Annotated in this window: 23 protein-coding genes and 1 tRNA gene; 4 read left to right on the top strand and 20 right to left on the bottom strand. The window is 67.8% G+C overall.

The features are described from left to right. From ABD767_RS12810 to ABD767_RS12775, 8 genes are all read right to left on the bottom strand, one after another. The coding region (locus tag ABD767_RS12810) for an acetylating acetaldehyde dehydrogenase (RefSeq protein ID WP_344869751.1) at positions 1-532 on the bottom strand (532 nt) is incomplete at its 3' end. A gap of 14 nt (positions 533-546) precedes the next feature. Further along, on the bottom strand, positions 547-1,329 hold the full coding sequence (dmpE, locus tag ABD767_RS12805; RefSeq protein WP_344869750.1) for a 2-oxopent-4-enoate hydratase: 783 nt from the start codon (positions 1,327-1,329) through the stop codon (positions 547-549). Between the two features lie 31 nt (positions 1,330-1,360). Beyond that, positions 1,361-2,821, bottom strand: a complete 1,461-nt coding sequence (locus tag ABD767_RS12800) for a 2-hydroxymuconic semialdehyde dehydrogenase (RefSeq protein ID WP_344869749.1) — start codon at positions 2,819-2,821, stop codon at positions 1,361-1,363. A 64-nt stretch (positions 2,822-2,885) separates the two neighbouring features. Further along, the gene (locus tag ABD767_RS12795) at positions 2,886-3,755 is read right to left on the bottom strand and encodes a SphA family protein (protein WP_344869748.1); all 870 of its coding nucleotides are present in this window, start codon (positions 3,753-3,755) and stop codon (positions 2,886-2,888) included. 34 nt (positions 3,756-3,789) lie between these two features. Then, positions 3,790-4,224: a GlcG/HbpS family heme-binding protein gene (locus ABD767_RS12790; protein WP_344869747.1), complete on the bottom strand. Its 435-nt coding sequence runs from the start codon at positions 4,222-4,224 to the stop codon at positions 3,790-3,792. Continuing rightward, complete coding sequence (locus tag ABD767_RS12785) at positions 4,224-5,150, bottom strand: catechol 2,3-dioxygenase (protein WP_344869746.1); 927 nt, start codon at positions 5,148-5,150, stop codon at positions 4,224-4,226. Before ABD767_RS12785 ends, ABD767_RS12790 begins: the two co-directional genes overlap by 1 nt. 12 nt (positions 5,151-5,162) lie before the next feature. After that, positions 5,163-5,513, bottom strand: coding sequence for a 2Fe-2S iron-sulfur cluster-binding protein (locus tag ABD767_RS12780; protein ID WP_103043957.1), 351 nt, complete (start codon positions 5,511-5,513; stop codon positions 5,163-5,165). A 153-nt stretch (positions 5,514-5,666) separates the two neighbouring features. Continuing rightward, positions 5,667-6,230, bottom strand: a complete 564-nt coding sequence (locus tag ABD767_RS12775) for a putative antibiotic biosynthesis monooxygenase (protein WP_344869745.1) — start codon at positions 6,228-6,230, stop codon at positions 5,667-5,669. 142 nt (positions 6,231-6,372) lie between these two features. Here ABD767_RS12775 and ABD767_RS12770 point away from each other — a divergent pair, with 142 nt between their 5' ends. Then, positions 6,373-7,287 carry a LysR substrate-binding domain-containing protein gene (locus tag ABD767_RS12770; RefSeq protein ID WP_103043958.1) on the top strand — a complete coding sequence of 305 codons (915 nt, stop codon included), beginning with the start codon at positions 6,373-6,375 and terminating at the stop codon, positions 7,285-7,287. Between the two features lie 30 nt (positions 7,288-7,317). On the opposite strand, the gene ABD767_RS12765 is transcribed toward ABD767_RS12770, so the two are convergent. The 6 genes from ABD767_RS12765 to ABD767_RS12740 form a co-directional block, all read right to left on the bottom strand. Further along, complete coding sequence (locus ABD767_RS12765) at positions 7,318-8,382, bottom strand: 2Fe-2S iron-sulfur cluster-binding protein (RefSeq protein ID WP_103043959.1); 1,065 nt, start codon at positions 8,380-8,382, stop codon at positions 7,318-7,320. A gap of 188 nt (positions 8,383-8,570) precedes the next feature. After that, positions 8,571-8,927 (bottom strand): phenol hydroxylase subunit P4, encoded by a 357-nt coding sequence (locus ABD767_RS12760; protein WP_103043960.1) that lies wholly within the window; start codon positions 8,925-8,927, stop codon positions 8,571-8,573. A gap of 36 nt (positions 8,928-8,963) precedes the next feature. Beyond that, positions 8,964-10,511: a YHS domain-containing protein gene (locus ABD767_RS12755; protein WP_103043961.1), complete on the bottom strand. Its 1,548-nt coding sequence runs from the start codon at positions 10,509-10,511 to the stop codon at positions 8,964-8,966. Positions 10,512-10,555: 44 nt separating this feature from the next. Continuing rightward, entirely contained in the window at positions 10,556-10,825 is a 270-nt protein-coding gene (locus ABD767_RS12750) for an MmoB/DmpM family protein (RefSeq protein ID WP_103043962.1), read from the bottom strand. 33 nt (positions 10,826-10,858) lie between these two features. Beyond that, complete coding sequence (locus ABD767_RS12745) at positions 10,859-11,857, bottom strand: ferritin family protein (RefSeq protein WP_103043963.1); 999 nt, start codon at positions 11,855-11,857, stop codon at positions 10,859-10,861. A 48-nt stretch (positions 11,858-11,905) separates the two neighbouring features. Beyond that, on the bottom strand, positions 11,906-12,193 hold the full coding sequence (locus ABD767_RS12740) for a phenol hydroxylase subunit (RefSeq protein WP_103043964.1): 288 nt from the start codon (positions 12,191-12,193) through the stop codon (positions 11,906-11,908). A 265-nt stretch (positions 12,194-12,458) separates the two neighbouring features. Here ABD767_RS12740 and ABD767_RS12735 point away from each other — a divergent pair, with 265 nt between their 5' ends. From ABD767_RS12735 to ABD767_RS12725, 3 genes are all read left to right on the top strand, one after another. Continuing rightward, positions 12,459-14,147: a sigma 54-interacting transcriptional regulator gene (locus tag ABD767_RS12735; protein ID WP_425549921.1), complete on the top strand. Its 1,689-nt coding sequence runs from the start codon at positions 12,459-12,461 to the stop codon at positions 14,145-14,147. A 4-nt stretch (positions 14,148-14,151) separates the two neighbouring features. Next, the gene (locus ABD767_RS12730) at positions 14,152-14,886 is read left to right on the top strand and encodes a GntR family transcriptional regulator (RefSeq protein ID WP_103043966.1); all 735 of its coding nucleotides are present in this window, start codon (positions 14,152-14,154) and stop codon (positions 14,884-14,886) included. A gap of 182 nt (positions 14,887-15,068) precedes the next feature. Continuing rightward, positions 15,069-16,724, top strand: a complete 1,656-nt coding sequence (locus ABD767_RS12725; protein ID WP_103043967.1) for a SulP family inorganic anion transporter — start codon at positions 15,069-15,071, stop codon at positions 16,722-16,724. 10 nt (positions 16,725-16,734) lie between these two features. Here ABD767_RS12725 and ABD767_RS12720 read toward each other — a convergent pair whose 3' ends face one another. The 6 genes from ABD767_RS12720 to ABD767_RS12695 all read right to left on the bottom strand — a co-directional run bounded on the left by ABD767_RS12720 (position 16,735) and on the right by ABD767_RS12695 (position 21,683). Then, a complete protein-coding gene (locus tag ABD767_RS12720) occupies positions 16,735-17,568 on the bottom strand; it encodes a M48 family metalloprotease (protein WP_103043968.1) in 834 nt (277 codons plus the stop codon). 100 nt (positions 17,569-17,668) lie between these two features. After that, a complete protein-coding gene (locus ABD767_RS12715; RefSeq protein WP_103043969.1) occupies positions 17,669-18,550 on the bottom strand; it encodes an EamA family transporter in 882 nt (293 codons plus the stop codon). Positions 18,551-18,721: 171 nt separating this feature from the next. Further along, a complete protein-coding gene (locus ABD767_RS12710) occupies positions 18,722-19,405 on the bottom strand; it encodes a helix-turn-helix domain-containing protein (protein ID WP_103043970.1) in 684 nt (227 codons plus the stop codon). A gap of 34 nt (positions 19,406-19,439) precedes the next feature. After that, positions 19,440-20,831: a DNA repair protein RadA gene (radA, locus tag ABD767_RS12705; RefSeq protein WP_344869743.1), complete on the bottom strand. Its 1,392-nt coding sequence runs from the start codon at positions 20,829-20,831 to the stop codon at positions 19,440-19,442. A gap of 62 nt (positions 20,832-20,893) precedes the next feature. Then, a tRNA-Arg gene (locus tag ABD767_RS12700) sits at positions 20,894-20,970 on the bottom strand. Positions 20,971-21,029: 59 nt separating this feature from the next. After that, positions 21,030-21,683, bottom strand: a complete 654-nt coding sequence (locus tag ABD767_RS12695; RefSeq protein WP_103043972.1) for an FHA domain-containing protein — start codon at positions 21,681-21,683, stop codon at positions 21,030-21,032. Between the last annotated feature and the right edge of the window lie 13 nt (positions 21,684-21,696).

The following is a 21,696-nucleotide window of genomic DNA, read 5'->3' as shown; positions in this document are numbered from 1 at the left end:
TGGTGCGGGTGAATTCGTCGATGTTCTTCCTGGTGCCGGGGCCGGCGGAGCGGCTCGATACCGTGGCGACGATTTCCGCGTAGGGCACGGCCTGCACGCGCGAGACGGCCGCCACCATGGGGATGGTTGCCTGGCCGCCGCAGGTGACCATGTTGACGTTCATCTCGCGCTTTCCCACGTGCTCGGGCAGGTTCACCGGGGGCACGCAGTAGGGGCCGATGGCCGCGGGAGTCAGGTCGATCATCATCGCGCCCTGCTCGGTGACTTTGCGCGAGTTCTCGGCGTGCACGTAGGCGCTGGTGGCGTCGAAGACGATTTGCACGCCGTCGGCTTTCATGTGCGGCACCAAGCCGTCCACGCCTTCATGGGTGGTCTTGATGCCCATCTCGCGGGCGCGCTTGAGGCCGTCGGATTCGGGGTCGATGCCTACCATCCACACGGGCTCGAGCACGGCGCTCCTGTGCAGCTTGGCCAGCAGGTCGGTGCCAATGTTGCCCGGGCCGATCAGGGCGCATTTGATTTTCTTGCTCATGGTGTTTCCTTGTTTCAGATGAAGCGCACCGAGCAGCCGCCGATGCCGCCAATCGTCACGCGCAGGTTGTCGCCGGCCTGGACTGGGATCATGATGCCGAGCGACCCCGACAGCACGACCTCACCGGCCTCCAGCGCAATGCCCAACGCGCCCAGCGTGTTGGCCAGCCAGGCGACGGCGTTGGCCGGATGGCCCAGGGCAGCTGCGCCCGCGCCGGTGGCGACGATGTCGCCGTTCTTCTCCAGCACCATGCCGCAGGTGCCCAAGTCCACGTCGCGCGGATCGACCAGGCGGTCGCCGAGCACGAAGACGCCGCACGAGGCGTTGTCGGCCACGGTGTCTGCAATCTTGATCTTCCAGTCACGGATGCGCGAGTCGACGATCTCGAAGCAGGCCATCACGCCTTCGGTGGCGGCCAGCACGTCGGCGACGGTCACGCCCGGGCCCTGCAGGGTTTTCTTGAGCACGAAGGCGATCTCGCCTTCGGCCTTGGGCTGGATCAGGCGCTGCATCGGGATGGCCTCGCCCTCGTTGTAGACCATGGCGTCGGTCAACCAGCCGAAGTCGGGCTGGTACACGCCCAGCATGTCCATCACGGCCTGGCTGGTCACGCCGATCTTCTTGCCGACGACCTTCTCGCCCGCGCCCAGGCGGCGCGCCATCAGGCGCTGCTGCACCGCGTAGGCGTCGTCCACCGTCATGTCCGGATGCTGCTCGGTCAGCGGCGCCAGCATGCGGCCCCCTGTCAGCGCGTCGTACAGCCGGTCGCCCAGCGCATCAATCTGTGTCTGCTGCATTTCGTTCCTTGTCGTCCATGTGAGCGCGCGCTCAGAACTTCACCATCACGTTGCGCAGCTCGGTGTAGAACTCCAGCGAGTGCACACCACCCTCGCGGCCAATGCCCGACTGCTTGGAGCCGCCAAACGGCGTGCGCAGGTCACGCAGGAACCAGCAGTTGATCCAGCACAGGCCGACCTCGATCTTCTGCGCCAGGCGGTTGGCGCGGCCGATGTCCTGGGTGAACACCGCCGTGGCCAGGCCGTAGCGGTTGGCGTTGACCTTGGCCAAGACTTCATCCTCAGCGTCGAAGGGGCTGATGTGGCAGCAGGGGCCGAAGATTTCCTCGGTGATGACGCTGGCGGTCTCGGGCAGGCCGGTCCAGATGGTGGGCTGCACCCAGGAGCCGCCCTTGAGCGCCTCGGGCATGTCGGGCACGCCGCCGCCGGTGACCACGGTGGCGCCCTCTTCGGCCGCCTTTTTGTAGAAGCCCAGCACTTTGGCCTGGTGCTCCTTGCTGATCACCGGGCCGATCTTGGTCGCCTTGTCATAGGGGTCGCCCGGCACCATGGACTCGGCGCGCTCCTTGAGCGCTGCGACCAGCTTGTCGAAGATCGGGCGCTCGACGTAGACGCGCTCGGTGCCCAGGCACACCTGGCCGGCGTTCTCGAAGCACGAGCGGGTCAGCGTGTCGACGGTGTTCTGGAAGTCGCAGTCGGCAAACACGACGGCCGCGTTCTTGCCCCCCATCTCCATCGACACCGGGCGCACGCCGTTGGCAGCCGCCTTCATGATGGCCGCGCCGGTGCTGGTCTCGCCGGTGAAGGTGATGCCGTCGACGTCGGGGTGGCTGGTGAGGAATTCACCGGCCGAGTCCGGCCCGAAGCCGTGCACCACGTTGTAGACGCCCTTGGGCATGCCCACCGCATTCATCACCTCGCCCAGCAGCGCGGTGGTGGCGGGCGTCTCCTCGCTGGGTTTGACGACCACGGTGTTGCCGCAGGCCAGAGCCGGGCCGACCTTCCAGGTCATCAAGAGCAGCGGCAGGTTCCACGGGCTGACCACGGCGATCACGCCGCGCGGCACGCGCACGCCGTAGGAGAGGGCCGTCTTACCGTCGGGCGTACGCATGTTGAACGACTCGGTCGACACGCTCTTGATGGTCTCGGTGAAGATCTGGAAGTTGGCCGCGCCGCGTGGAATGTCGACATGCGAGGCCAGGTGGTGGGGCTTGCCGGTGTCGGCAATCTCGGCCTGCAGGAAGTCGTCGAAGCGGCGGTTGATCTCGGCCACTACCGCATCGAGCAGCTTGCAGCGCTCCGCGACCGACAGGCGGCCCCATTCGCCGTTCAGCGCCGCCTTGGCGGCGGCCACTGCCGCGTCGACCTCGGCGCGCCCGGCCTCGTGAACCTTGCCGATCAGCTGGCCGTTGATCGGGTTGAAGTTGTCGAACGTGCGCCCCGAAGCGCTCTTGACGTACTCGCCGTTGATGAAGTGGAGAAACTCTTTCATTTCACTGCCCTTTGCCATTCAAAACCTGCCATTTGCCGGCCGCACCGCGGCCGGACTCACTCAGCTAGAACGCCTTGACCAAAGTAAAGCGAACCAGCTGCCCCTTGGTGCTGTTGCGAACGCCAAACTCCTTGTAGGCGGCGCCCTTCAGGAACACGCCTGCACCGGGAATGGGGTAGACCAGCTCGGCGCCCAGCGCGTGACGGCGCGCGCGGTCGGTCGTCGCACCAAGGCCGCTGTCGTCGCTGGTCTGCCACTGGCTGTAGCCCACGACGCCAGCCTGAAAGCTGCCAAACGACTTGCCCAGGCCCCACTCCACGGTCAGCTGCTGGCCGGGGCGAAAGCCGTTGTTCCTGCTGTTGAACTCATAGCGCATCAGGGCCGAGCCGGAGACGGTTTTGGCCGTGTCGAAGTAATAGGTCAGGCCGCCGGTGAGCATGGTGCTTCTGAAGCCCTTGCCGGGTGAGGCCGGGTGGCTGTCGCTGGCGTTGTCCAGCCACAGGCCGGCGGCGGCGACGGCATCCCATTGCTGGCCATGCCAGCCCAGCACCAGCGGGCCCAGATACACGTCGCCCACGCCCGAGCGCGACTCGGAAATGCCCGCCGCGTTGAAGGTCAGCGAGGTGCGCATGACCGGCACGATGGCCTCCATGCCGTAGTCCGCACCCAGCAGCTTGTAGTTGGTGACCCAGACGAAGCGGTTGGCCAGCGCGGTCACCGTGCCCGTGTTGTGGCCGGGCACCGTGCTGCTGCCCGGCGCGCGCAGGCTGTCGATGTTGTAGTTGACCAGATAGCCCAGGTAGTAGACGCCCGCAGGCGGCACGCTCGGTCCCTGGATGCCTTCGACGCCAGGAACATAGTGGCCGTCGGCGTGCGCTGCGGCAGCCGTCAACAGCGCCAGCGCAGCGGCTCCGGCAATGGGGGGCAGTCTCATTGTTTTTCCTTGGTATGCGGCTGCAGTCAGCAGCTCAAGCTTCATCCAGTCCCAGCGCCTGCAGCGCGGCGCGGGCGCATTCCTCGTCCTGCTGCGCACTGCCGCCCGACACGCCTATGCCGCCGATCAGCACACCGCCCTCGCGCACCGGCAGGCCGCCGCCGAAGACCACGTTGCGCGGGCGCACCGGCATGCCCAGGCGCAGCGCGTCGTCGCCCTGCAGCATGCCGGCCCACTGCGCGGTGGCAAAGCCGAAGCCGGCTGCGGTGTAGGCCTTGTCGATGGCAATGTCCACCGAGTGCAGAAAGGCGCCGGGCATGCGCAAAAAGGCGGCCAGCACGCCGGACGCATCAGTCACCGCGGCGTTGATGCGTATGCCCAGCTCGCCCGCCCGGGCGACGGCAGCGGCCACTGCCGCGTGCGCCGCCTCGGCGGTGATGGCGCGCTGTTCGATGCTGTGGCCCGCCATCAGGTCACCACGCTCAGGAAGGCTTCGTTCAACTCACGATCGTGATAGAAGATGCCGGCGCCGACCTCGTCCCAGGTCCAGGTGATGGGCTTCATGTCGGGGTAGTGGTCGTAGCCGCCGCTGAAGGTCTCCAGGCGGTTGCCCGAGGGCTCGAAGAAGTAAATCGTCGTGCCGTTGGTGATGCCGTGGCGCGTGGGGCCGATGTCCAGCGGGACGCGGTTCTTGCTCATGATGTCGGCGGCGCGCAGCACCTGCTCCCAACTGCCCAACTGGAACGACACATGGTGCAGCTTGTCCTTCTCGCCATGGCGCACGATGGCGATATCGTGCGCCTTGGCGCTGCAGGTCAGCCACACGGCCAGATCGGTCTCGCCGTCTTCCAGCTTCACGCGCTCGACCAGGGTGAAGCCCAGCACGTTGATGAACAGGTCGCGCGCGCCTTCCAGGTCGTCGCCGTAGATCAGGCAGTGGTCCAGCCGGATCGGCGTGATGCCGGGCTGGTCGATCACGTCCACATCCGGGTTGGTGCAGCCCGTGGCGTTGCCGACGGCCGTCTTCTCGGCGTACAGCTCGATCGTATGGCCAGTCGGAATCTTGAAGCGCACGCGCTCGCCGGTCTCCAGCAGGTCACCGGCGGGCATGCGCTCGGTTGCCACGCCGTAGGCCTGCAGCTTCTTCTCGAAGTCGTCCAGCGTGGCCTTGTCCTGCACCTTGAAGCCGAAGAAGTCCATGCCCGCCTGGTCGGCCTGGCGCAGGATGATGCTGTTGTGGTCGCGCTCGGCGCGGGTCTTGAAATAGGCACGGCCCTGGGCGTCGCGCCCCATGGGCTTGAGGCCCATCACGTCCGTGTACCACTTGATCGACTCTTCCAGATCCAGCACGCGGATCTGCGCGTGACCTGGACGCAAAACACCTGTCATTGCCATGGTTTGTCTCCTTTAGATTGCCTGGCTCATGGGTTGAGGGGAAAAGGGCGCCGCTGTCTGGCGGCATACGTTTTTCTTCATTGCACCGACAACCTGCAAGCGCAGGTCGCTGGCGGGATAGATGCGGCAGGACAGCACGCAGCCCGCGGCCTCCTCGTCGGCGCTGACGTGGGCACGACTCATCACGCGCTTGGAGTACACGCCTTCGAGCACCTGCACCTTGCACACCCCACAGCCGCCCTGGCGGCAGCCCACGGGAATGCCTTTCTTGCCCAGCGCCGTCATGCCTTCGAGCACGGAACGCGTATCGAGCGCGGCGTAGTGCTCGCCGGTGTCTTCGATATGAACAATGAATTTCTGCATGGTCTTGTCTCCTTTGCGGCGCCCTCTTTGTCGGGATGCCTGCGGATCAGGGGGTAACGATAGAAACGGATGTCGTTACCGTCCAATACTGTTTTTCCCCAAACTCAATACCGTTCCAGCATGAACAAAGCCCGCCACCGTGCGATGGGCGTTTCACGCCCCGGCGTGCAGCCACGGGTGCAGCCAGCGCGCCAGGCGCGGCACCAGATGCCAATCGGCCAGCAGCGGCGCCACGGTCAGGAACAGCAGCAGCACGGTGGGGAAGATGCCCAGCCAGGTGACGCACGCCACCTTCCAGCACAGGTGCGCCGTGCGGGTGGTGCCGTCGGGCGCGGCAAACCAGTAGTCCAGCCCCGTCACGCGCTGCAATTGCTGCGCACCCACGGTGTGCGGCAGCACCCGCTGCAGCCAGTGTGCGCGCTCTGGCGAGTTCTGCCATGCGGCCAGATGGGCCTCGGTGTCGAAGGCGAACACCACGTGGCAGAGCAGCGGCTCCTCGCTGTCGCCAGCCTCGTCCGGCGGCACGACCTGGCCACCCAGGTGACCAGGAAACTCCTGCGCCGCGGCCAGCATGCCGCGCATGGCTGCCTCGAAGCCGACCACCGCCGCTGGCAGGACACGACGCGCGATCAGCACCGTGACGGCGCACGGCGGGGTTGTCGCGGGTGCAGCCGGTGCGGCCTGCGTCTGGTTGTCGGTCGGAGAAGAGGCGTCCATCTGGCTGGCTGTCCGTGAAAAACGCCGCAGCGTGGCAACTGGGGATGGCGGCAACGATAGGCGATGCGCTCAATACCGACCAACACCATTTTTTGGCAATCTCGATACCATCGCCGTATGCAATTGCGAAGGAGAGCCCCCCATGGACTTGCGTGACATGCGCCTGTTTCTCGCCGTGGCCGAGGAGGGCCACATCGGCCGCGCCGCCGCGCGCCTGCACTTGTCGCAGCCGCCGCTGACGCGCCACATCCAGGCGCTGGAGGAAAAGCTGGGCGTGCCGCTGTTCATCCGCACGCCCAAGGGCATGCAGCTGACCGAGGCCGGCCACACGCTGCTGCAGGAGGTGCCCAACCTGCTGGAGCTGGCGCACCAGGCCGCCGAGCGCACGCGCCTGGCGGGCCAGGGGCTGATCGGGCGGCTGGACGTGGGCCTGTTCGGCTCGGGCGTGCTGGACGTGATTCCACGCATGCTGGCGCGCTTTCACAAGGCGCGGCCCAACGTGAAGATCGTGCTGCACAACCTGACCAAGGACGCGCAGATCCAGGCGCTGCGCGAACGGCGCATCACCGTGGGCTTCAACCGCCTGGTGCCGCCCGAGAGCGACATCTGCACCGAGACGGTGCTGCGCGAGCCTCTGATGGTGGCCGTTGCCGACTCCCACCCGCTGGCCGTGCTGCCCTCGCTGTGCCTGCGGGATCTGGCCGGCGTGCCGATCATCCTCTACCCCAACGTGCCCATGCGCGGCCTGGCGCAGGAAATTACCGATGCCTTCCACGCCGAGGGCGTGCCGCTGCGGGTGGAGCAGGAGGTGGAGGACGTGCTCACCGCCATCGCGCTGGTGTCGGCCGGTTTTGGCGCGGCCATCACCACGCAGTCGGCGTCCAACCTGCGCCTGCCGGGGGTGGCGTTTCGCCCGCTGCACAGCACTCAGCTCAAGGATCTGGAGCTCAGCTGCCTGTACCGCAGGGGCGACCCGTCGCCCGCGCTGGCGGCCTTTCTGGAGGTGGTGCATGCGTTTGCCGCCAGTTCCCGCGGGCGCAAAGGCCACGCGGTTTGAGCATCGGTATGGGGGCCGTCCACGCATCGTTCAAATCTTCTTGAACAGCGGGCTGCGCACCTGCTGCGCGTCGGCGGCCGAGATGAACTTCTCGGTGTAGATGTCGCGCTCGAACAGCCTGCCCTGCATCAGCGTGGTGATGCAGGCCTCGATCATCATCGGTGGGCCGCACAAATAGGCCTTGTGGCCGCGGAAGTCGTTGTTGAAATACGTCTTGGCAGCCTCGTGCACATACCCGCGCACGCCCTCCCAGCCCTCGCCATCCGGCTCGTCCGACAGCGCCGCCACATAGGTGAAATGCGGGTGCTGCTGCGCGAGCTGCAGAAATTCGTCGTGGTGGTAGAGCTCGGCGCGGCTGCGCGCTCCGTTGACCAGGGTGATGGGCCGGCCCTCGCCGGCAGCCAGCAAGTCGAGCACCATGGAGCGCGGGCTGGACAGCCCCGAGCCACCGGCCAGGAACAGATAGCCCAGGTCTTCCTTGGCGTGCGCACTGCTGCGGATGAAAAAGCGCCCGTAGGGGCCGGTGACCTTGACCGCGTCGCCCGCCTTGAGCTGGTCGTGCACCCAGCCCGTGCCCATGCCGCCGGGCACGCGGCGGATGTTGAGCTCGATCTCGCGGCTCTCGCCCGGAGCACTGGCGATCGAGAAGGCGCGCGTGCCCTCGCCCGGAATGTGCAGGTTGATGTACTGCCCGGCCTGGAAGGTGATGGGCGCATCGAGTTCGATCCACACGCCCTTGATGGTGGGCGTGAGGTCTTCGATGCGCGAGACGGTGCCGCCGTAGTCCTGCACCAGCAGGTTCTGCGCGTCGGGCTCTTCGTCGATCTCGGCCTCAATCACGACATCGGACTCCAGCGTCGCGCAGCAGGCCAGGCATTTGCCCTCCTCGCGCTCGTAGTCCATCAGGGCAAAGCCGCTGGCCTCGCCGTGCTCGATCTCGCCATCCTGCACCTCGATCTTGCAGGTGCCGCACAGGCCGTGGCCGCAGGCGTGCGGCAGGTAGATGCCGGCGCGCAGCGCGGCGTCCAGAATGGTCTGGCCATCGTCGACATCGATGGTCTGGCCCAGCGGTTCAATCGTCAGCTGGTAGCTCATGGCTGTCTCACTAAACTATAAAAATAAGAGCTATTTGCGCTTTATGCACAAAGGCTGTAGCCATTCATTACTCCCTCTCTCCTTGGGGGAAAGGATGGGGGTGAGGGAGTGTGTTCCGGCAGGGCGATGAAGCCGGCACCCTCACCCCGGCCCCCTCCCGCCAGCGGGAGAGGGAGCGGGAAGGCCGCTCAGAAACGCGACCCCCGCAGCCCGGTCAGCCCCGGCGTGCGAAAGCGGATCACGCTCTTGTGGCCTATGCCGTGTTCGGCCAGGGTCTTGTCCATGTCGGGCGTGAAGGGCTCGCCGGACATGAACCACTCGGCTCGGTTCCAGTCGATTTTGGCGAAGTCGGGATGTGCGCCGTACATGCCGGGCAGCGCTCCCTGCACCAGCTCGCCGAACTTCATCGTCGGCGGCATTGGGGCGCAGAACGGGGAGCAGAGCATCTTGTGATCCTCCCAGCCGATATAGAGCAGCGGGGCGGGGAATTTGTCCACCGTGTCCTTTGCGGCGAACTTGTAGGGTGCGACGGATCTGACGGCCATGTGAATGTCTCCTGTGGTCTGTAGATGAATCGGGCCTCAGTTGCCCGTGGCCTGGGCGCGCCAAGTCTCGAAGTTCTTCTTGTCCTCGGAGTCGGCGTAGTCCAGGTTGTCGCGTCCCCATTCGATGTTGTACCAACGCACGACCTCGGCCAGCGGGTTGAAGTCGGGCCGGGTGGGATCCACGTCTTCGGGGAAGCAGTTGCCCTGGTAGATCTGGTGCACCGGCAGCCAGCCCTGCACGTATTTCTCGGGCTCGCTGTCGAAGATGTGCTTGCAGCCGTCGGAGCAGCAGTGGTACTTCACGCCCTCGTATTCGCTTTCGCGGTAGGCGATCTTGGTCGGGTCGTCGGGCTCGGTGAAGAACATCGGCACCTGGCAGACCTGGCACAGCATGGGCAGGGTGCCGTTGTAGAAGCGCTTTCCCTCGGCCTGCTGCTCGTTGTAGTGCGTCCACAGAGGACGGTAGTACTTGTCGAAGGTCTCTGGGTACTTGGCCGACAGCCACTCCATGTCCTTCTCGCTGGGCGCCCAGGTGTGGAAGGGGGCGGCGGCGCCGTAGTTGTAGAACACGTTCCAGGCTTGGTGGCTCAGGTGGTCCTTGTCCTTGCAGGCCTGCTCCCAGCCCTTGGGCACCTTGATGCCGTAGCGCGCCAGGTCGTTGAACAGGGCGGTGCCGTTCTGCTCGGCGTAGATCTCCCAGGCTTCCTTCCAGCTCATCACGCGCTTGGGCAGCATGTAGTCCATCATCATGGCCACCAGGGTCAGCACGCGGTAGCCGCGCCAGAACCACTTGTCCAGCCAGGCCTGCACTAGGGCCAAGTTGTCCGGATCCTGCTCCAGGATGAACTTGATGATCTCCAGGCCCAGCGTCATGTGGCGCGACTCGTCGGACTGCGCCGAGAAGCCGAACGCCATCGCGCCCATGTCGCCGTTGTAGGCCGCGCCCGAGATGAAGGGCACGAACAGCAGGTTGGTGAGCACGTATTCGAATGCGAAGCCGATGGCGACCATGAACTCGAACGGGCCGGAGGTCAGTGCATCGTCGAAGAACGATTTCGGAACACTCAGGAACCACACGCGGTCGTGCTGGTGGTGCCAGTTCTGGAAGCCGTTGTAGTGCTTGTTGTAGTTGGACAGGCTGTGGATCTGCGTCTGCGCGTGGCGGATCTCGTCCAGGCTCTGCATCAGGCAGGCCACGCGCGGGCCGGCGCCGGGGAACTCGCGGCCCATGCGGGCAAAGCCGCGGTGCGCCATGTATTCGTTGGGCGTGATGCCGGTCAGGAACAGCTTGAGCGTGTTGATGTAGCGCGCATCGGTCACGCCCAGGTGGCCGTTGTTCTGCGTGAAGGCGTCGATGATGGCGTAGAGCTTGCGCTCCTTCTCGGCCTGGTACTTCCAGTACGAGTCCATCGTCATGCGGAACGGATCCTCGAACTTGTCCCAGTCGTGGATCTTGATGCCTTCGTACTCCACCTGCGGGTAGGCGTCCTTTACGGACTGATAGGTGGGCGTCCAGGCCAGGTCGCGCGTCATGAGGTTGTAGCGCTCTTTCAGGCCGAGTTTCTTGGTGACTTTCATGTCCATGGTGGGTGTCTCCTGTCGTCGTCTGTCTATGGACGTGGGGGGGTTTACTGGTGCCAGGCGAGGGTGAATTCGTCGTCGGTCTCGTCGACGTTGCCGCTCATGGTGATCAGGTGGACCTGCATCTCCTGCAGGTCGAAGTCGCGGCCGATTTCCTGCTCGATCGTGCTTTTGCGCACCACCAGGCGGTGGGGCACGTCGATCTTCACCATGGCCGGCTGGTCGCTCAGGACGGCGCCGGGGTTGTCGGCCAGGATGGCGCTGACGATGGCGCGCGATTCCTCGTTTTTCTGAAAGGCGATGAATACGTTGGACATGGCTGTCTCCTGATGCGGGGGTTGTGTGGGCGCTCAGGCGCCGATGGCCAGACCGGCCTTGTTCATGCGCGCATCGACGGCGGCCACCGTGCGCTCAAGCGCTGCTGCGCCATCCGCGCCCAGTGCCAGTTCGGCCACCGGCGCCAGGGCCTCCTGCACGCGGGCGCGCCAGTGGGCGTACCAGCCGGACAGCAGCGCCTTGTTCTCGGCGCTCTCGGCCGCCGCGGCCTTGATAACGGCGTCGACCCATTTGTTCGCCTCCTGGCTCCACTCGGCCTGGAAGCGCGTGAGCATGGACACCGTGGGCCCTGCCTGCTCGGAAATGACCTGATCGACCTCCTTGTAGGCCAGGCCGAACAGAATCCCGTCCAGCGCCACGTTCTGCGCCACGTACAGCTCGAACCAGTCCTTCATCACCCAGGTGTCTTCCACCAGGCGGCGCAGGCTCTGCCAGGCAGGCGCCTCCAGCCAGGCCTGCTTGCCGGCCTCCAGCTCGCCCTGGCTGCCCAGCAGCAGACCCAGGCGGGTGAGGTACTGGGCAATGCCCAGCTGATCCATGCCCGCGTACAGGCAGGGCTGGGTGATGGCAGTGCCGTAGCCGTAGGCGCACTGGTAGGCGCCGTTCATGTTCGCGCCCCAGGCCACGTGGCGCAGCGGCAGGTAGAAGTCCAGCGCGGTGCGGCGAGCGGTGTCATCAAAGCGATCGGCCAGGCCGCGCTCCTCGACGAAGGCGAAGTCCGCCTCGGCCACCTCCTGCATGCGGGCGCGCGCCTGGGTGTAGGTGCCGTAGTAGAACTGGCGCGGATCCTTGAGCGCATACCAGTCCTTCATCACCAGGCGGGTGCGGCTGGGATCGAACAGCTCATGCTCCGGATCCCAGGTGGGGCGGTAGTGGAAGTTGTGCGTGGGCTGCACATCCATCGTGCCTTCGAGGTAGCGCGACGCGGGCTTGTCGGTGCCGAGGCGCTCGGCGATGTGGTTGTAGGTCTGGCGCAGCGGCGTGATGCTGACGGTGCGCAGGTCGATTTGCATGGGGTCGTCTCCTGAGGGTGGTGTTATGAAAGGGTGAAGTGCAGCCCGTCAGGGCTTGTTGCGAAAGTGCTGCTCGCGTGCGGCGCGCAGGCTCCAGTCCCACTCGTGCGCAGCGCTGCCCTGCTCCTGCTCGGGCAGCGCGCCGTGGGTGGGTTGCACGCCCTGGGTAGTACAGAAGTCGTCGAACTCGGCGCGCGGCAGCACCATTTCGACGAACAGGCCGGGCTCGCCGACGGCGAACTCGAACTCGACCATGCCGCTGTCGTGCTCCTGCACGATGCGGATGTAGCGGCGCTCTATGTCCCAGCGCTCATCGGGGGTGATTTGCGTGCTCATGCCAGGAGGTATTGCAGGAGCCGTGCCAGGGCTTCGCGCAAACCGGCATAAATCTCGATAATTTCGGGTAAATACTTAAAAACACCGTCTGCCATTCACCCTGCGGAAACATCCGGCGAGACATTTGGCGACAATGCTGCGCCGCACTATGCGGATTTGATCGAGCCGATTCGGGCGAAATTCATCATTTGATGAATAGAGAACCGTCCGTATTGCGGCAGGGCATGATTTCTCGATAATTTGGAGCATGTCTGCATCCCCATCAATGCCCTCCGACGCCGATCTGCGCCGCCAGATCCAGTTCTCCGCGGCCGACGGGCGCATCTGGCTGGCGGGCCAGCGCATGGTGCTGATGCATGTGGGGTCGCTCGGCCTGCTGCGCCGCGAGCTGATGCGCACGCTGGGGCCGCAGGCAGCGCGCCGGCTGATGATGCGCGCGGGCTATGCATCGGGCGAGCGCGACGCGGCGCTGGCGCGCCAACTGCGCCCGCACGCCGAAGTGTCCGACATGTTCAGCGTGGGGCCACAGCTGCACATGCTCGAAGGCATGGTGCAGGTCACGCCCGCGCAGCTGGAGATCGACCTGGCCAGCGGCCACTTCTACGGCGTATTCGACTGGCAGCATTCCTGGGAGGCGGAGATCCACCTGCGCGACTTCGGCCCGCAAAGCGAACCCGTGTGCTGGACACTGCTGGGCTACGCCTCGGGCTATAGCAGCGGCTTCATGGGCCGCCAGGTGCTGTTCAAGGAAGTGGCTTGCAGCGGCTGCGGCGCCGCGCACTGCCGTATCAAAGGCCGGGTGCTCGACGCCTGGCCCGATGCCGCCGAGATGGCGCGCGACTACGCCCCCGATACTGATGCTCCCCTATCCAACTCCGCCGGCGCCGGTACGCGCAGCCCGCCCACCTGGCCCGCGCCCATAGCCGCGGAAGACCTGCCCGAGCCCCCTGCCGACGCACTGGATCAGCTGATCGGCCGCTCGATCGGCTTCACTGCCGCCACCGAGCTGCTGCGCAAGGCCGCCGGCACGCAGGTCACCGTACTGCTGGATGGCGAGACCGGCGTGGGCAAGGAGCGCTTTGCCCGCGCGTTGCACGCGCTCAGTCAGCGCGCGGCCAAGCCCTTCGTCGCAGTCAACTGCGCGGCGCTGCCCGGGGACCTGGTCGAGTCCGAGCTGTTCGGTACCGAAAAAGGCGCCTACACCGGCGCCGACGCGGCGCGCGCCGGGCGCTTCGAGCGCGCCGACGGCGGTACATTGTTCCTTGACGAGGTGGGCGAGCTGCCGCTGCCCGCGCAGGCCAAGCTGCTGCGCGTGCTGCAGGACGGCCAGGTCGAGCGCCTGGGCAGCACCCAGCCGCGCCAGGTGGACGTGCGCCTGGTCACCGCCACCCACGTCGACTTGCTGGAGGCGGTGCGCGCCGGACGCTTTCGCCAGGATCTGTACTACCGCCTGAATGTCTACCCGATCACGATTCCGCCGCTGCGCGAGCGGACGCAGGACATCGAGTTGTTTGCCCAGCACCTGCTGCAGCGCTTTGCGCGCCAGCACGACAGGCATGTCGAAGGCTTCACCGACCGCGCGCTGCAGGCGCTGCGCGAGTACGCCTGGCCGGGCAATGTGCGCGAAATGGAAAACCTGATCGAGCGCAGCGTCATCCTGACCGACGCGGGCACCAGCGTGGACGCGCCCGCGCTGTTCCCCCAGGCCGCCGTGCAGGCGCCGACGCACACCCTGGCCGCCTCGGGAGGGCTGCAAGCAATCCAGCCACCGGTATGCAATGCCAGTACCGTCGAGCAACTGCTGGCCCAGCCGCTGGACCTGCAGGGGCTGGAGCACCAGCTCATCGAAGCAGCCGTGGCCCGCCACAACGGCAACCTCTCCGCGGCCGCACGCCAATTGGGCCTGACGCGCCCCCAGCTGAGCTACCGCCTGCAGAAACTGCGTGAAAGCTGATCCCATGGCCAAGCGTCCCGTTCCTCACATGCCTTTCGCGCTGCGCACCGCGAGCGACGCACCGGCGCCCTCGCGCACGCTGATCGAGCAGGCCTACACGCAGCTGCGCGACGACATCGTCGAAGGGCGGCTGGCGCCCGGCGAGAAGCTGCGCGTGGAACACCTCAAGGAGCGCTACTCGGTCAGCGCCGGCACGCTGCGCGAGGCCATCACTCGCCTGGCCAGCGACGCGCTGGTCGTCACCGAGGGCCAGCGCGGCTTTCGCGTCGCACCGATCGCGCCCGAGGAGCTCGAAGACATCACCCAGCTGCGCGTGCAGCTGGAAACCGGCGCGCTGCGTCTGTCGATCCGCAGCGGCGGCGCGCCCTGGCGCCAGGCCGTCGAAGAGGCCTGGCAGGCACTGTCGGCCGAGGAGCCGATCGCGCCCGGGCGCAGGCGCCTGTGGGAGCAGCTCAACCTGCGCTTTCACGAGGCGCTGCTGTCGGGCCACGACTCGCCCTGGACGCTGCGCGTGCTGCGCCTGCTGTCGCGCCACAGCGAGCGCTACCGCAGCTACGCCATCCAGCTGCCCGGCAGCATCCGCAACGTGCACGACGAGCACGCCGAAATCTTCACCTACGCGATGGCAGGCCAGGAGGCGCGCGCCGCGCTGGCGCTGGAGGCGCATATCCGCGCCACGCCCGACCTTCTGATCGCCGCGCTGCGCGAAGGGCGAGTCCAACTGCCCGAGGGAGGCTGAATCAGCCCGAACCGCCGGCGTACACTGGCCGCCACCGCACACCCCAGCCATCTCCCCATCCATGCTCCGCACCCCGCCGCTGACCCGACGCCGCCGCTTCATCACGCGGCTGCGCCACTGCGGGCCGCCCAGGCCATGCCGCCCCGCGCGCTTGCATCGTCCCATCTCCCGGAGCAGTGACCATGGCTTTCGTTTTCCGCCCCCGACTTCTCGACGCCCTTCAGGGCTATGACCGCACGCGGCTGATCGCCGACATCGGCGCCGGCCTGACGGTCGCCGTCGTCGCGCTGCCGCTGGCCATGGCGTTCGCCATCGCTTCGGGGCTCAAGCCCGAGGCGGGCATCTTCACCACCATCATCGCCGGCTTTCTCGTCGCGCTGCTGGGCGGCAGCCGCGTGCAGATCGGCGGGCCGGCCGGCGCGTTCATCGTCATCGTCTACGGCATCGTGCAGCAGTACGGCGTGGCCAACCTGATCATTGCCACCGCGCTGTCGGGCGTGCTGCTGTTCGCCATGGGACTGTTTCGCCTGGGCACGCTGGTGCGCTTCATTCCGGTGGCGGTCATCACCGGCTTCACCAACGGCATCGCGGTGCTGATCGCGTTGTCGCAGGTCAAGGACTTCCTGGGGCTGCGCGTGGCGCAAATGCCGGCGGACTTCTTCGGCATCCTGTCCACGGTCTGGCAGCAGCTGCACACGACCAACGGCTGGGCGCTGGGCGTGGCGCTCGCCTCGCTCGCGGTCATCGCCCTCTGGCAGCACTGGATGCCGTCGCTGGGCGCGCGCGCGCCGTTCTCGGGCAAGCTCAATACGGTGCCCGGCGCCATCGTGGCGCTGGCGCTGTCGACCATCGTCGTCGCGCTGTTCAAGCTGCCGGTGGAGACGATAGGCAGCCGCTTTGGCGGCATTCCGGGAGAGCTGCCGGCGTTTGCGCTACCCGATTTTTCATGGGAATCGGCGCGCTTCGTGCTGATGCCGGCGATCACGCTGGCGCTGCTGGGCGCGATCGAGTCGCTGCTGTGCGCGCGCGTGGCCGACGGCATCATCGGCGACCGCCACGACCCCAACCAGGAGCTGATGGCCCAGGGCATTGCCAACTTCGTCGTGCCGTTTCTGGGCGGCATGCCGGCCACCGGCACGATTGCGCGCACCGTCACCAACGTCAAGAGCGGCGCCACCAGCCCGGTGGCGGGCATGGTGCATGCGGTGGTGCTTCTGGCCGTCATCCTGGTGGCCGCGCCGCTGGCCAGCTCGATTCCGCTGGCGTGCCTGGCCGCCATCCTGCTGCACGTGGCCTGGAACATGGGCGAGTGGCGCGCCTTCGTGCACCTGCGCCGCTACCGCGGCACCTACCGCGCCACGCTGCTGGCGGTGTTCTTGCTGACCGTGGTGTTCGACCTGACGGTAGCGGTGCAGGTTGGCATTCTGGCCGCCTGCGCCACCTTCATCTACCGCATGGCCGCGCTGACGCGCGCCGAGCCGCTGGCGCTGGCCGACGCGCCGCCCGGCGTCGCCGCCTGGCGCATGTCCGGCGCGCTGTTCTTCGGCTCGGCCACCGCGCTGGAGACGGTGCAGGACGCACTGCCCGCCCCCCATGCCGGCACCGGCGCGCTGGTGCTCGACCTGGGCGGGGTGATCTACATGGACTCGACCGGCGCGGGCACGCTGCAGACCCTGCTGCAGGCCTGCCGCCAGCGCGGCCTGCAGGTGCATCTGGCGGCGCTTGCCGGCCAGCCGCTGGACATGGCGCGGCGCATCGGCCTGCTGGAGGCCGGCGGCGCCGCGCTGCACGCCGACCTGGCCGCGGCCCTGGCGGCGGCGCCAGGCGCGAAAGCCTGAACAGCGCCGGTCAGCGCCGCGCCTGCTGGTACAGCCCCATCACGCGCGGTACGTTGCGCTCCAGCTCGCGGATGCGCTCGGGGCCGCTCGGGTGGGTCGACAGAAAGCTGGCACCGCCGCTGCCCGTCACCTCGCCCATCTTGCGCCACAGCGTGACCGCGGCCTGCGGGTTGTAGCCGGCGCGCGCGGCCAGCTCCAGGCCGACCAGGTCGGCCTCGCTCTCGTCGGAGCGGCTGTACTGCAGCGACAGCAGCTGCGTGCCCAGGTTGGCCGCTGCGTTGCCCAGGTCGCCCAGGCCCAGCAGCTGCGCGCCGATCGACAGACCCAGGCTGGTCGCCTGCGTCTTGGCCAGGCGCGAGCGCGCATGCTCGCGCAGCGCGTGCGCCATTTCGTGGCCCATGATCATCGCGATCTCGTCGTCGGTCAGCTTGAGGCGGTCGAGGATGCCGGTGTAGAACGCGATCTTGCCGCCGGGCATGCAGAACGCGTTGACCTCGCTGCTGCCGATCAGGTTGACCTCCCAGCGCCACTGGCCGGCGCGGCTGTTCCACTGGCTGGTGAACGGGATCAGGCGCCGGGCGATCGCGCGCAGCTTGACCAGCTGCGCATTGTTGTCCGGTGCCAGCGCGCGCTGCGCTTTTGCCTGGGCCAGCAGCTGGTCGTACTGCTTGTCGGCGGCCTGCTCCAGCGTCTGCGCCGGCACCAGCTTGCGCAGCGCCGAGGCGCTGCCCACGTCCACCTGCGCCAGCGCCGGCAGGGGCAGCGCCAGCGCCGCCGCGACGCCCAGCACCCAGGCGCACCGGCGGCAGGAAAAAACGAAGGGGTTCAGCAAAGCGATGGTCATGGCAGCAAATGGTTCGGGTGTGATTCACCGCTCGTCACCCCGGCGAAGATTGCAGCATGCGCCGGGATGACGTGGAGCGGCGCGTCATCTGCCGCCAAGTCTACGATTGCGCCCGCAACTCCGCCCACGCCACCACCCACAGGCCGGCAATCACACCGGCCAGCCCCAGCCAGGCCAGCAGTTGCTGGGGTTCGCCGACGACGAGCACCGCCAGCACGAAGGCGGTGACCGGCTCTCCCAGCGCCAGCGTGACCCCGGTGGCCCCCGAGATGTGCCGCAGCCCGCTGGTGAACAGCAGATAGGCCAGCCCGGTGCTGACCAGCCCCAGGAACAACACCACCGCCCAGCTGCTGGCGCCCGCCTGCAGCGCGCCGCCCAGCGCCCAGGCCGCAGGCACCGAAACCAGCGCCGCGCTGCCGAACACCGCCAGATTGGTGCGCACCGTGCCCAGCACCAGCACCAGTTGTTTGTTGGCCAGCGTATACGCGGCGTAGGCCAGGCCCGCCAGCAGGCATAGCGCCACGCCGGCGGCGCTCAGGTGCAGGCCGCCGCCCTGGCCCAGCGCCATGGCCACGCCGCCGGCCACGCTGACCAGCGTGCCCAGCCACCACAGCGGCGGCGGCAGGCGCCGCGCCTGCACCGTCTGCAGCAGCCCGGCCCAGATGGGGCCGCTGCCAATGGCGATCGCCGTGCCCAGCGCCACGCCGCTTTGGCGCACGCCGGCAAAAAAGCTCAGGTTGTAGACCGCGACGCAGGCGCCGGCGAGCAACATGCGCGCCCAGGGCCAGGGGCCAGAGCGCGCCGGTGCGCCCCAGGCCAGCAGCGCAAAAAAGCCGCTGCCGATGACCAGGCGCAGCGCCCCCACCCAATAGGGCGACAGCGTGGCCGGCGCCAGGCTTTGCGCCGTGCCCGTCGTGCCCCAGAGCATCGCGGCGGCCAGCACCAGCGCAATACCGCGGGCGGAATGTCGTGCGTCGTTCATGTGGCGATGGTGCGCCCGCCGGCGCCGGTCAATTGTCGAGAAACGCGCGCAGTGCTCCCGTCACTCCCTCCCCCTCTGGGGGGCCGGGGTGGGGGCCGGCGACGTTTGTGCTGTGCAATGCCGACAGGATGCCGGCGCTCCAGCCCGCCAATGCAAGCGGCTATTAGGGCCCTAATTCAATGCGCGGCGCAAATCGCGCGCGCCCACGCCGCGCTCGCGCCTGAGCGCGTAGGCCAGCGCGCTGGCGCTGGCGTAGCCGCAGGCCAGCGCCGTGGTCTCCAGCGGCTGGCCCGCGGCCAGCAGTTGCGCGGCGCGATCCAGGCGCAGGCCGCGCAGCCAGGCCTGGGGCGTCTGGCCGATCAGCTCGACCAGCCGCGCATGAAAGCGCTGCGCGCTCAAGTGGCACAGCGCGGCCAGCCGGGCCGTGGGCCAGTCTTCGTGCAGCGCCGCCTGCACCTGCTGCGTGAGCCGCGCCAGGTCGATGCGCCGGCGCGCGAGCAGCCCGGGCGCCTGCAGCACGGCGGCCAGACGCTCCGCCACGGCCTGCGGCGCCAGCACCTGGCCACGCCAGGGCGTCGGTACGGCAAAGCGGCGCAGGCGCGCCAGGCCCACCTGGTCGGGCGCGTCGATCACCAGGATGCGGGCGCTGTGCTCGGCGCAATAGCCGTGATCCAGGCCCGCGGGAATGACGATGCCGCAGGCGCTGTCGACAAAGGCGGCGCGCCCGGCGATCTCCAGATCCATACCGCCTTCGAGCGCGTAGAAAATTTGCGCGAAGTCGTGCGCATGTGCGTGGTGCTCGCCGCCATAGCGGCGCACCGAGCATTGGGGTTCGAAGCTGCGAGGGGCTGCCATGGCGCAATGGTAGGGCGGCGGCCGTCGGGCTCGATCAGTCCAGCCCGCGCACCACGTCCATCGCCTCCTCCACGCGCTCGACCGCGTGGATGGCCAGGCCGGCGATCGGCTTCCTGGGCGCGTTGGCCTTGGGCACGACGGCGACCATGAAACCCAGCTTGGCCGCCTCCTTCAGGCGCTCCTGGCCGCGCGGCGCGGGGCGCACCTCGCCGGCCAGGCCCACCTCGCCAAAGGCGATGAAGCCCTTGGGCAGCGCCCGCGCGCGCAGGCTGCTGGTGATGGCCAGCATCACCGCCAGGTCGGCCGCGGGCTCGCTGATGCGCACGCCGCCGACGGCGTTGACGAACACGTCCTGGTCGGCGCAGGCCACGCCCGCATGGCGGTGCAGCACCGCCAGCAGCATCGCCAGGCGGTCGCGCTCCAGGCCCACCGACAGGCGCCGCGGGCTGATGCCGCCGCCGTCGACCAGCGCCTGGATCTCGACGAGCAGCGGGCGCGATCCCTCCAGCGTGACCAGCACGCACGAGCCCGGCACCGGCTCGCTGTGCTGGGAGAGGAAGATGGCGCTGGGGTTGGCCACCCCGCGCAGGCCGCGCTCGGTCATCGCGAACACGCCGATCTCGTTCACTGCGCCAAAGCGGTTCTTGATCGCGCGCACCAGGCGGAAGCTGCTGTGCGTGTCGCCCTCGAAATACAGCACGGTGTCGACCATGTGTTCGAGCACGCGCGGGCCGGCCAGCGCGCCCTCCTTGGTCACGTGGCCCACCAGCACCACGGCGATGCCGGTGGCCTTGGCCAGGCGCGTCAGGTGGGCGGCGCACTCGCGCACCTGCGCGACGCTGCCCGGCGCGCTGGTGAGCTGGTCGGAGTAAACGGTCTGGATCGAATCGATCACGACGATGGCCGGCTGCACCGCGTCGACCGTGGCGAGGATTTTCTCCAGCCCGATCTCGGCGAGCACCTGCACCTGGCTGCCCTCGATGCCAAGGCGGCGCGAGCGCAGCGCCACTTGCGCGCCGCTCTCCTCGCCGGTCACGTACAGCGTCGGCAGGCCCAGGCGCTGCAGCGCGTCGAGCGCCTGCAGCAGCAGCGTGGACTTGCCGATGCCCGGGTCGCCGCCGATCAGCACCACGCCGCCCTCGACCACGCCGCCGCCGAGCACGCGGTCGAGCTCATCCATGCCGGTGGCCGTGCGCGCCACGTCGGCCGCCTCGATCGCCGCCAGCGGCACCACCGGCTGCGCCTGCGCCAGCCCCGCGTACTGCCCGGGCACGGCCGCGCTCAGGCGGTTGCGCCCGGCCGCCGCAGGCTCGGCCAGCGCCTCGATCAGCGTGTTCCACGCGCCGCAGCCCGGGCATTTGCCCAGCCAGCGGGGGCTGGTGGCACCGCATTCGGTGCAGGTGTAGAGGGTTTTTTCCTTGGCCATCGGGCAGCGGGGGAAATCGGCGCAGCGAAGGCGCAGCAATGCAGGGGAGAGCGCAACAGGGCTGGCCTGCCCGGAGGGACTCGAACCCCCGACCTATTGCTTAGAAGGCAATTGCTCTATCCGGTTGAGCTACGGGCAGCCGCGCAACCCGCCATCATACTGCGCGCAATGGCGACGAGAGGCCCGAGGCCGGCCGGCTCAGGTGTAGAGGAATTGCAGCTGCGTGTCGGCCAGCGCGATGTGGTCGCCGTCGCTCAGCGGCACCGAGGCAAACGGGTCGATGCCCTTGCCATTGAGCGTGGGCGGGTGCGCGCCCTCGACATGGGCGAGCACGAAACCCTGGTGGCGCTTGGTGATCGACGCGACAGCCACGCCGGGCTTGCCGATGGTCGTGACCACCTTGACCAGCGCCATCTCGCGGCCGCTGGCGGCCCCGCTGACGACGCGCACCACGGCATTGCGCGTCGTGGCGACGGCCGCCGCCATGGCCTGGGCGTCGGCGCGCTGCGGCGCGGCGCCCGCGCCGGGCTGCACGAACATGGTTTTTTCGAATTCGCCCTCGCCCGGGTCGTCCAGGAAGCGGATGCGGTACTTGCCCATCTCGACGATGTCGCCGCTGCGCAGTTGCTGGCGCTGGATGATCTTGCCGTTGACGTAGGTGCCGTTGGTGCTGTTGAGGTCTTCGACTTCGACGCCGCCGTCCTGCAGGTGAAAGACGCCATGCTCGCCGCTGACCACCAGGTGGTCGATCACGATGTCGTTGTACGGGCGCCGGCCAATGGTGGTGTGCGCCTTGTTCAAGGACACCTCCTTGAGGACCACTCCGTCGATCGACACTATCAGTTTGGGCATGGCGTCACTCGTG

Source organism: Comamonas faecalis, from assembly GCF_039538025.1.
Classification (GTDB): domain Bacteria; phylum Pseudomonadota; class Gammaproteobacteria; order Burkholderiales; family Burkholderiaceae_C; genus Comamonas_C; species Comamonas_C faecalis.
Note: the sequence above shows the minus strand (reverse complement) of the source record. Positions and strands in the feature narration are given on the sequence as shown.

Excerpts from the sequence above, each read along its gene's own strand:
- ABD767_RS12715 (WP_103043969.1), bottom strand. The coding sequence starts at position 18,550 with ATGAACGACGCACGACATTCCGCCCGCGGTATTGCGCTGGTGCTGGCC.
- ABD767_RS12735 (WP_425549921.1), top strand. The coding sequence starts at position 12,459 with ATGCCCTCCGACGCCGATCTGCGCCGCCAGATCCAGTTCTCCGCGGCC.
- ABD767_RS12765 (WP_103043959.1), bottom strand. The coding sequence starts at position 8,382 with ATGAGCTACCAGCTGACGATTGAACCGCTGGGCCAGACCATCGATGTC.
- ABD767_RS12795 (WP_344869748.1), bottom strand. The coding sequence starts at position 3,755 with ATGAGACTGCCCCCCATTGCCGGAGCCGCTGCGCTGGCGCTGTTGACG.
- ABD767_RS12790 (WP_344869747.1), bottom strand. The coding sequence starts at position 4,224 with ATGGCGGGCCACAGCATCGAACAGCGCGCCATCACCGCCGAGGCGGCG.
- ABD767_RS12800 (WP_344869749.1), bottom strand. The coding sequence starts at position 2,821 with ATGAAAGAGTTTCTCCACTTCATCAACGGCGAGTACGTCAAGAGCGCT.
- ABD767_RS12695 (WP_103043972.1), bottom strand. The coding sequence starts at position 21,683 with ATGCCCAAACTGATAGTGTCGATCGACGGAGTGGTCCTCAAGGAGGTG.
- ABD767_RS12725 (WP_103043967.1), top strand. The coding sequence starts at position 15,069 with ATGGCTTTCGTTTTCCGCCCCCGACTTCTCGACGCCCTTCAGGGCTAT.
- ABD767_RS12775 (WP_344869745.1), bottom strand. The coding sequence starts at position 6,230 with ATGGACGCCTCTTCTCCGACCGACAACCAGACGCAGGCCGCACCGGCT.
- ABD767_RS12740 (WP_103043964.1), bottom strand. The coding sequence starts at position 12,193 with ATGAGCACGCAAATCACCCCCGATGAGCGCTGGGACATAGAGCGCCGC.
- ABD767_RS12720 (WP_103043968.1), bottom strand. The coding sequence starts at position 17,568 with ATGACCATCGCTTTGCTGAACCCCTTCGTTTTTTCCTGCCGCCGGTGC.
- ABD767_RS12750 (WP_103043962.1), bottom strand. The coding sequence starts at position 10,825 with ATGTCCAACGTATTCATCGCCTTTCAGAAAAACGAGGAATCGCGCGCC.
- ABD767_RS12760 (WP_103043960.1), bottom strand. The coding sequence starts at position 8,927 with ATGGCCGTCAGATCCGTCGCACCCTACAAGTTCGCCGCAAAGGACACG.
- radA (WP_344869743.1), bottom strand. The coding sequence starts at position 20,831 with ATGGCCAAGGAAAAAACCCTCTACACCTGCACCGAATGCGGTGCCACC.
- ABD767_RS12755 (WP_103043961.1), bottom strand. The coding sequence starts at position 10,511 with ATGGACATGAAAGTCACCAAGAAACTCGGCCTGAAAGAGCGCTACAAC.
- dmpE (WP_344869750.1), bottom strand. The coding sequence starts at position 1,329 with ATGCAGCAGACACAGATTGATGCGCTGGGCGACCGGCTGTACGACGCG.
- ABD767_RS12710 (WP_103043970.1), bottom strand. The coding sequence starts at position 19,405 with ATGGCAGCCCCTCGCAGCTTCGAACCCCAATGCTCGGTGCGCCGCTAT.
- ABD767_RS12730 (WP_103043966.1), top strand. The coding sequence starts at position 14,152 with ATGGCCAAGCGTCCCGTTCCTCACATGCCTTTCGCGCTGCGCACCGCG.
- ABD767_RS12780 (WP_103043957.1), bottom strand. The coding sequence starts at position 5,513 with ATGCAGAAATTCATTGTTCATATCGAAGACACCGGCGAGCACTACGCC.
- ABD767_RS12745 (WP_103043963.1), bottom strand. The coding sequence starts at position 11,857 with ATGCAAATCGACCTGCGCACCGTCAGCATCACGCCGCTGCGCCAGACC.
- ABD767_RS12785 (WP_344869746.1), bottom strand. The coding sequence starts at position 5,150 with ATGGCAATGACAGGTGTTTTGCGTCCAGGTCACGCGCAGATCCGCGTG.
- ABD767_RS12770 (WP_103043958.1), top strand. The coding sequence starts at position 6,373 with ATGGACTTGCGTGACATGCGCCTGTTTCTCGCCGTGGCCGAGGAGGGC.